Genomic DNA, 9,207 nt, shown 5'->3' on the forward strand with positions numbered 1-9,207 from the left:
TATTATTGTTGTAAACGTTAATCCAACTTGGTGGACTCTAATGTATCATTAGTTGGTGTTCTAAGGTGGGATTTATTTAGAAATCTCTCTTTTATTAGAATTTCCTTAAACTTTAGTAATGATATTGATGAATTGACGGAAAAGGTTATCAAGAAAAAAGGTCAGTAATGCCATTACTCTTGATATGAGATTTTTTAGGTTTGCAGTCGAATGCTGTTTTTGAAAAAAACGCAAACGAGAAAGTGACCGAATCAAGTGAACGCCAAATCTTAAAAATCTCCTTTTACAGCTGGTTGGAAGATTAATATGATAGTTTCCTTTAGAGAGTTGGTGACAAGATGGACTATGCTACATTAAAAGCTACTTCCAATGTTTTAGACAAGGTTGACCAGTTAAAGGGGTACGCCAACATCTACTCTTTTAGCGAGATAAACGGCTTACATTATGTAGACTTCATAGGAAGAGCCGAAGGCAAAGAAAATGCAGCGCACAATGTAATCCATATTTATACTGCTTCTCATAAATTGCATTACTATGGCACTTGCTTTTTATTAAAGCAAAAGTACAATGACACTCCTATAAATACTATTTCCAGACAAGCGCATCAACTGAAAAGATTTTTGGACTTCCTAGAGTTTTGGAATATTGATTTGTTAGAAGTGGATACCTTTATAGTTGTTGTATCCTTTGTTAGTTACTTGCGTTTATTAAAGGTTTTAAGAGCCACACCTAAGCAGGCAATTAAATGGTCATTACTGAAAAAGGTGCCTTTGCATGAACGAGCAAAGCATTTTGGTAAAGTGTCATCTATTGGCTTAAATTTCGAAGGAATAATGGTCCAAGATAGATTCGAAGATTTTTCTCATAATACTATAAGCGGTATTGTCGAAACGGCATGTAAGTATCTAAACTTTTTAAAAAAAGAAACCTGTGAATTCGAAGATATAGACCTTACATCTATTCCGGTAAAGCAAAGAGCATTCACAACTACCACAACGGGTACAACAGGGAGAAAAACGTATGTAATGGTAGCCAATATACACGCCATACTAAGTGAAGCTAGTTTTAGTAATCCAGACGCTTCAGCGGACCTCATTCAGCCGTTATCGGAAGAAGTGATGACCGAAGAAGATGTGAAAAATTTCATGTCCTTGATTCCTTCAGGCGATACCCAAACAAGACTTTTGTTTTACATCTTGAAGTCTTTTGGACTTAGAAGGTCTGAGGCTCGAAACCTTCTATTTGTTTCTAAAAACGTACCTAAAGACTTTTATCTTTGGGATATTAACAAGGCAGAGGAATGGTTAAAGAACGAGATGCATGGCGATTTATCGTATGATAACAAGCTAAAGGGATGGGTTTGTAATGTAGAAAAAAGAGAGATTGACAATTTTCAATCTCAAAATAAAACTGTCAAACCACGACAAATCCCTAACTTTTTCTCGCAGCAGGAGCTTACAAACTTATTACTTGAACATATCAAAGAAAGGCAGTTGGTAATGGAAGAGACAGAACAAGAACATGATTACTTATTTTATTCAACTTCAAATAATTCAAAGGGAGAGGCAATTACCGGGGGGACGGTTTATTCTAAGTACCGCAGCGTTATTTCTGGTTCTAAAAAAGAAGATTTTTATCTCAACTTTTCTCCACATTCATTCCGTCATTTTTTCGCAACTCACTTAATCCGAATTAAACGCAAACCGATTTACGATGTATCTAGATGGTTAGGTCATAGTGATGAAAAAACAACTAGAACAATCTACCTTCATTACTTACCTGGACAGGACGATTTGCATATAGATGACAGAGTAGGAGACATTGCTTCTACTTTCAAAAATGGTGGAAAGGTATGAATTTGATGAATACAGAGTGGATTGAAATTGAAGATTTACCTAGAAGCGAAGCCAACGAGAGCAGAAAGAAAGCGTTGAAAGGCATATTAAACAAGTTAAAAACCAAATATTCAACAGGGGATATTTGGCTGAAAACTTGTTTAGAAGAAAAGGAACCTTTCAAATGGGGTGCAATGAAGGACTTTGGATATATTTTACCTTGGGCTTTAGAAAGAGGTTTAATGCATTACCCTGAATATAGAAAAGCAATTATAGATTACTATAGTAAGTTCTTTAATAGAGTGGCTGATTTATGTAAGGAGTTAGCTGAGCATTACCAGTTTGTCACTGAAGAGGAAGCCGAAGCATTAAAAGCGTTGCGAAAAGACTCCGAGAAAGAGTATTTTGTTAGTAGTTTTTATAAGTTATGCGTTGCATTTGGAAAGAAATTGAAGGATATTACAGACAAAGATGTACTAGAGAGCTGTGTAGACTGGTCGTTCAACTCGGTAGTTACTTCAAGAAATATCATACAAAAAGCAAGGTTCGCTCTTGGTTATACAACAAAAAAGCAACTCACCCATTGGTACAAAAAAAAAACGGTTGATAAAATGGTAGCTGAACACCCGCATTTTGAAACGCCTATCCGGGATTATCAAAAATATATGATAGCCGGGGGATATTCAAAAGCAACTATAACAAAGAAAAATACTACCTTATCAAATTTTCTATCATTTCTAAAAGAACAAAGTGAAATTGTACAGCTGTCAAACTTCCAAAGAACGGAATTTTGGGCTTATTATAAATGGTTAAGTCTCAAGTTCCGCACATCATATACTTATACACATGTTATTGATGCTAAGTTATTTATTGAATGGGGGTTAAATGAGTACCCTGATTTCCCAAGGACTATTGACTTCCCTGAAGGTCTATCGTTAAAGCTAAATCGTGCTGTTACAGCAGAGCAAGAAAACAGTGATGGTCGTGCCTTCCCTATAGAAGGACTAGCTGAAAGGATAATTCAGGAATGTTATGCGTATGTTCCCGAAACTGAAAGGGAAGCGTTATGTAAGGACTTCTGGCTGATTGTCGGGTCTTGTCCTGCTCGATTTGATTTTATTCATAACCTTGCGATAGACTGCCTAAAGCCTATGTTAAATAGTGATAGTTTTCTAGGGGTGACTTCCGTATACAGAGATAAAGGTGGTAATGTTAATGCGCAGTTCCCTCTGTTTGATAATGTTGGAATTGAAGCGATACAACGCCTTCAGAAACGATGTCATGCAAGAGGGTTTAAAGCAATAACTAATCCTAATAACAATCTGAGGTATGTTCACCTTTTCCATGAAGATAACGTCAACGGTCTTCTAACAAGAACGGCGATTAGGGATTTTTTGAAATGTGAAATTCTCTCACAGATAAAAGAGATTGAAGATTATAAGATTGAAAATGATGGTGAAATGTTTGAGATTGGTGCTCATGGATTTCGACATTTTATAGCTACCTTGGTACAAGCCAAAACAAGAAATATTAAGGCGACACAGTTTGTACTCGGTCATCATGACGAAAAAATGTCTATGCGTTACCTTAGAAGTAAAATTTCGCGTAACACCCTTCTCTACTCCATCGTTGATGGTTATGAAAAACAGGAAATTTCAGGAAAATATTATCTGAGAATCATTGAAATGTGGGCTGATGAATCAATTGAAAACAGTAGAATATTTGATGATTTAAATTCGGAAATAAAACTATCGGACTTCTTAAAAAAGTACGGTCGAAAAAGAGATATGGGTTGGTGTATGTCTGAAGATAACTGTGAAACGTACTATCGATGCTGGGGCTGTCAACATTTTCTGTTACGAAAAGAAGAAATAGAGGAAGCTATCGGACTACTAGCACAACTTTTTCTGGAACACAGAAGTCTAGTACAGAACAGTAAACATTATACAGATGATAACCCTTTCGCAGCTTCTTCTATAAAGACACAAGCTTTAATACAAAAAAGACTTACTGACTTGCGTTTAAGTCCAGAAACGATATGGGAGATGGTCCAATTAAGACTGTTGAGGAAAGATATCAAGGAGGCATTGCCAAGTGGAAATGTTGCGCTCACTTCAAAAGAATGATGAACATGTCGCCACACTGAACGGAATTCGAATAAAAATGTATGAGCAAGCACACTTTACACTCGAAGAGTGGGCTGCTCTTGCACCTGCTGCATACAAGAACCGTAGGTTTATGTTTACAGTTCCGTTTCATGAGTGTATTCAAACTGATGTTGTAAGTTTCCTCGGAAGAGGAAAAGAATATAGAGAGCTTACAATACAAAACTATTTGTTAAGTCTAGCTTTTGTACAAAGATGTCGATTGCCTTTAGAATACACTATGAATTTTTGGACCTTGCATCAATTCCCTTTGGAGGCTATGCCTAATTTCACAATCCTTTCGGATTTGTTTGATGAGCATTATAAAAAATGGGACCCTCTGAACGAAAATGACACAGAAAAAACAGTAAGGGGCAAAGAAGAAATTCAAAACCTTACTTTGAGATTATGGCTTTCTGGTTACGGAGTAATTGAAGGGATTGGGCATGAACCAATAACTGACGATTTGTTAAAAGAGGTCGCAGATAAGTTTTCTGGAGTAAATAATGGAAGAAGAAAAAGGACCTTTACATTACTTAGTTACCTTCTTTTTAAGGAAGAAAGGTCTTTAGTTCGGAATATTATGAATTTTTCGGGAAAGAAGGATGTTTTTGAATCAGAATTGGAACTCTGGCTGGAAGAATCTTCTGTCTTTGAAACGGAACTAGCGCTCCATATAAAAGAGTATGTTTTCGGGGGCTTGAAAGATAGAGTGAAAAAAGTGAAGCTTCAAACATATACGAATGTTGAAGGTGATTCAGGGACCATTGCTACTAAAGAGATAAGCCCTGGAACTTGGAAAAACTATTCTAAAACTTTGCGTTTATTGTGTCAGAACTATCTATATCTTGGTGAAGTACACACCATTGAAGATGTACTACAAGGTAGATTAATGGATATATTTGTTGATATAGCTGAGGGTGACAGTATAAAGGATTTCTTTATGTATGTCCAAGTTATTGATAATTGGTTTGATTTCTATGCATATCAAAACCAATTAAATGTTAATAAAAAACGAATCATTCCAAAATCTGGATTAAGGACACGCGATAAACGTTTCGGGAAACACATTGATTTTAAGCAGGCAGTTAAGCTTATAGAGACTTTGCAAGATGACCAATCACCTTATCATCAAGATAATGCACTGTTTGATTTCAGACTTAGAAGATTATCGCTGCTGATACTAGAGACTGGGAAAAGGGCGCATGAGGTATGTTACTTAAAGCAAAATTGTTTAAAACAAAACAAGTATGGTGACAGCTTCTTGCATTTTCATAAAACAAAAACGAGGAAAAAGCATGATGTTAAAATCTCCAGAAACGCTGTTGAATGGGTTAAGCAATTACAGAGTGTAGCTCCTACGGAGCCTATAGAAATCAAATCAGAGCTATATCCTGGAGGGGACGATTTAAGAGCTAAAAGATTGGTTGCAGGTACGCAACTTAGAGTAGTCCCTTTACTCCCGGTTTATGTTACTACATATCTTAAAGACTTACAAAAGAAGATATGGAAAGATACGCCCCCGCCAAGTGGCAGGTATTTCACAGCACACGATTTAAGGAGAATGTACGGAACTTATTTGAAATTCAAAGGACTCTCCAATGAAGAAATAGCTAATAGGCTTGGGCATAAAAACTTGGAATCTCAATATACTTACACCCTCACAGCAGGAAATGATATATTGGATGCACTTCAGGATATCTCAAAACAAGGTTTGTACGGGATAAAAGCGACTATTAACGAGAACACTGTTGATTCTGTTGCAGAAGAAGTAAAGGTTCTTAGTGAAGAGAGCATTTTCAAAAAGTCTTCTATGATTATTGATGAAGTGGAAGAAGAGGAAACAGCAAAAAAATTTATAGAACAACTGTTGAAGAAAACAGAAGGTCTGGATTTTCCCTCAGAACAATCTCAACCGGATGGAGAAGTTCCGAAGGGATTCCCTATGAGAACACATAACTGCAACGCTCATGCGAAGGTAACTTGTTTTCACCACACATTGAAGTGTTATAAGTGTAATAAATATAGTCCTGATGAAGATATGTTACTAGAGCATAAAGCGGAGCTTGTTAGATGGGGTGTCTTTGTTCATCACCAAGAAACTTTATTAAAGAAGACCAAAGATAAAGTAGAGAAAAGGACGCTTCCGTTAAGGATAGACGATATAAAAAAAGACTTACAACCAGAGACATTTAAGGAGCTATTTCGAAAGTTTAAACATCTTTCAGAAAAGGAAGCTGAAGCTGTTCAAAAAGAGGTATATCAAACTGTGAAAAAATACATCGCAAAGTATTATAGGAAGTTTCCAAGTCCGACAGTAAAGCAAATGGATGAATTTCTGAGGAGTGGTGTTATCAATGGCTAAGAAACAAATTTCCCATGCAGATTTAACTCGAGGCGCTGCCAGTGCAAAAAGAACGTTTATCAGGAGAGCCCAGAAGGGGATATATCTCACTCAAAGGTTGAGCAAGGAAGAAGTTTTGCAGAAGGTAGCCTCGACGCTACAATTGACAAAAAGAAGTTTATATACTGGTGACAGAAAAATATATTTAGAGGAATGGTATCAAACTCTGCTTAAAGAAATCGAAGAAATTCATGAGGATTTAAGGATTGAAAAGAAACTTTCTTCGGTAGAAGAGCTTAAAAGCTTAACTGTAGCACGACTAATGGAAGAAATTTTGAACTTGAAACAGATGTTGATGGCTTACAAAACGAAGTGCGATGAACAGGCATTAGTCATTGAAAAATTGATGAAACAAGTAGTGAAGAGACACGAAAAAGTTGAAAAAGTATAGCTGACTTCCCCAATAACACTATCTTAAATTAGCCAATACACAAAAAAGACTGGGAATTCCTTATATGTAATCCCATCTTTTACCCGGTAATCCAGAAGGCATTTCATATGATGTTGAACATTTATTATGTATGCTGACTACTAAAGGGCATTTCTTTGTTTTCTTTGCTTGATAACCAGGTGATGTGGCACCTTTTTTATTGCACTAATCGGTCAGCCTGACACAAATAATCTATGATGAATGAAATTTAAATAGAGAAAAAGGGAAATGAAAATGAAGCTATTTAACTTTGGAGACAAGGAAAAGTCTATCGTTTGTTATTACCAAGATGGGAAGTTTTTTACACCTTTAGGAAGTTTACTGATTCAATTTAAATTTAAAGTAAACTTTTATCCTATTTGTGGGGTTTTTAGGATGGGAATTTTACTTGAGGACAGCAATATGCAAGAAGAGAACATTTCGTTGGAAATGGAGAGTTATTTTATAACGGATAAATCCTACGCTATCGCAGCCTTACCGGTTGTGGACCATCTAGAAGAAATTATAATGAAGCACGATAAGATGAAACTATTGAACCTTTTTAAAGAGGAACTGTTTCAGATGTTAGAAACGCAACTCGATGATGTTGAATATGCACAATATCGTTTTGTTTTTTTGCCACTATAAAGGAGGTGGAATACATTTAGTAACGTAAACACTTGTATTTTCATCTCCTTTTGTTAGTTGGTTTAATACCATGAAGAACTTCCAGTGAATTACGGAAACTCAGCCATTCCCTAGGATGGTGGGATTGCGTTTAATAATTTAGCACTCATTCAGCTTAATATATCTTTGTAAGTAGAAAAAAATAAAAAACAAAACCGGAATTACCCGTGTTATCCCCTTCGATTTAGGCAGAAAATGAAATTCAAATTATTTAAACTTCTTGCAGGATAGCCTATATAAAAATTTTTCTCGTTCATAATTATACCTGTAATGTAAAATAGGAGGAACATATATGAAGTGTAAAGTTAATCTATTAGGAACAAAGGATGAACTACTATATTATCGGTTCATAACAACTGAAAAAATAAAAAAAGTGGAAAGGATTAAAAATGGGAAGTTTGAATCCTTTAACAAAAAATCTTTGGAAAGACAGTATATAGCTGAACATGAAGTAGCTGCTTTTATGTTTGAAACGATAACTGATGAATTAATTCTTCCTTTCACAGATTCCGTTCAAAAAGACAAAGTAGGATTAAATCAATACTTTGTTACCTGTTGGCTACCTATAATAGGATGGAGGGCTTTTAGGCTCTTCATAGCCCTTGCACAACGCCGTCAGGAAGCAGATGATTTCTGTTTTACTACTGTTAATGCTTTAGCAGAGGAACTAAACTCTAGTGTAAATACTATACAAGCGCAATTAGAAATTTTAGAGAAAAATGGATTTATTTATCGATTTTGGGTATCTAACAAAACTCAGAACTGGAAAAATGAGGGTGTACTAATTAAGGTACGGAAGACCTTACATTACCTTTCTGAAGAGCAGGTTAATCAGCTACCAAAATCCCGTCGTAAAAAACATGATGAATATATCAATAGGATAAAATTTGATATTAGAGACCTTTTTAAACTGTTTCAATGTTAGAAAATTGGTTACCCATCCTATTATTTTCATCCCTTCAATCCATGAGTTTTTGAATGAGGGAATTATCTTGATTCTATAAAAAAATTACTCGTTTAAAGTAACGGGTTCTTCTTTCGGAAGGAAAGCTATTTAATTGAGGCTAAATATCATTACAAATAGCTTTAGATTAACACAGTAAGGCGCAGTAAAAAGAGCATTGAATCGACATCAATGCTCTTTTTCTTGTTCAACATTATTAACACAAAGCTGTTCAGTTATTTTTTGCACCCGTTCATTGGTTACTCCTGCTCTGAATTCGACCTGTTCTAGGGTGAACGATTGTTTTGCATTAGGGTAACAAGGTAAATTAGTACATAGCCCTCCAAACAGTGGTTGCAACAACTCTTATTTATCCCAGTATTTTTTTATTATAGGCTCTGTTAAATCCAATTATTGAACGCAACTTAGTTAAATGGAGAACTGCAAGAAGCGGAACAATGAAAGTCTAATATTGATACGTTTTTAAAGAGTAATATGTTGTATATTTCAGATATGGATTACCAATTGTTAAATAAGAACGGAGAAAGAAAAGTATAGTGTTAAAAAGTTTCTCTGATTATAAGAGAAGCTTTTGATTTGTACTTTCACATAAATCTCCATGACCATTTTACTTTGAATTTTTTATCGAGTGCACGTTGGATTTTTTTCATTTGTCCTATTTGCCATCCTTCATATTTTCGCAAAGAAATAAAACCCAGAGAATTTAAACATAGAAATCCCCCTATTTCGATGCATGTATCATTGGGATACCCCTTATATATAAC

The 9,207-nt window shown here is 35.4% G+C and carries 6 protein-coding genes and 1 pseudogene; 6 read left to right on the forward strand and 1 reads right to left on the reverse strand.

The window, feature by feature from the left end; all coding sequences use genetic code 11:
• Window positions 1-338 precede the first annotated feature (338 nt).
• The 6 genes from AB3X48_RS13625 to AB3X48_RS13650 all read left to right on the forward strand — a co-directional run bounded on the left by AB3X48_RS13625 (window position 339) and on the right by AB3X48_RS13650 (window position 8,404).
• On the forward strand, window positions 339-1,856 hold the full coding sequence (locus AB3X48_RS13625) for a tyrosine-type recombinase/integrase (protein ID WP_367959678.1): 1,518 nt from the start codon (window positions 339-341) through the stop codon (window positions 1,854-1,856).
• The gene (locus AB3X48_RS13630; protein ID WP_367959679.1) at window positions 1,853-3,961 is read left to right on the forward strand and encodes a site-specific integrase; all 2,109 of its coding nucleotides are present in this window, start codon (window positions 1,853-1,855) and stop codon (window positions 3,959-3,961) included. Before AB3X48_RS13625 ends, AB3X48_RS13630 begins: the two co-directional genes overlap by 4 nt.
• Window positions 3,936-6,344, forward strand: coding sequence for a site-specific integrase (locus AB3X48_RS13635; protein ID WP_367959683.1), 2,409 nt, complete (start codon window positions 3,936-3,938; stop codon window positions 6,342-6,344). The genes AB3X48_RS13630 and AB3X48_RS13635 overlap by 26 nt, the downstream gene beginning before the upstream one ends.
• On the forward strand, window positions 6,337-6,774 hold the full coding sequence (locus AB3X48_RS13640) for a hypothetical protein (protein WP_367959680.1): 438 nt from the start codon (window positions 6,337-6,339) through the stop codon (window positions 6,772-6,774). Before AB3X48_RS13635 ends, AB3X48_RS13640 begins: the two co-directional genes overlap by 8 nt.
• 273 nt (window positions 6,775-7,047) lie before the next feature.
• Window positions 7,048-7,440 carry a hypothetical protein gene (locus AB3X48_RS13645; protein ID WP_367959681.1) on the forward strand — a complete coding sequence of 131 codons (393 nt, stop codon included), beginning with the start codon at window positions 7,048-7,050 and terminating at the stop codon, window positions 7,438-7,440.
• A 331-nt stretch (window positions 7,441-7,771) separates the two neighbouring features.
• Window positions 7,772-8,404 (forward strand): helix-turn-helix domain-containing protein, encoded by a 633-nt coding sequence (locus tag AB3X48_RS13650; protein WP_367959682.1) that lies wholly within the window; start codon window positions 7,772-7,774, stop codon window positions 8,402-8,404.
• A 623-nt stretch (window positions 8,405-9,027) separates the two neighbouring features.
• On the opposite strand, the pseudogene AB3X48_RS13655 reads toward AB3X48_RS13650, so the two are convergent.
• Window positions 9,028-9,207: pseudogene (locus AB3X48_RS13655) on the reverse strand (hypothetical protein); the annotation flags it as partial.

The organism is Bacillus sp. S4, from assembly GCF_040838205.1.
GTDB lineage: Bacteria > Bacillota > Bacilli > Bacillales > Bacillaceae_G > Bacillus_A > Bacillus_A cereus_U.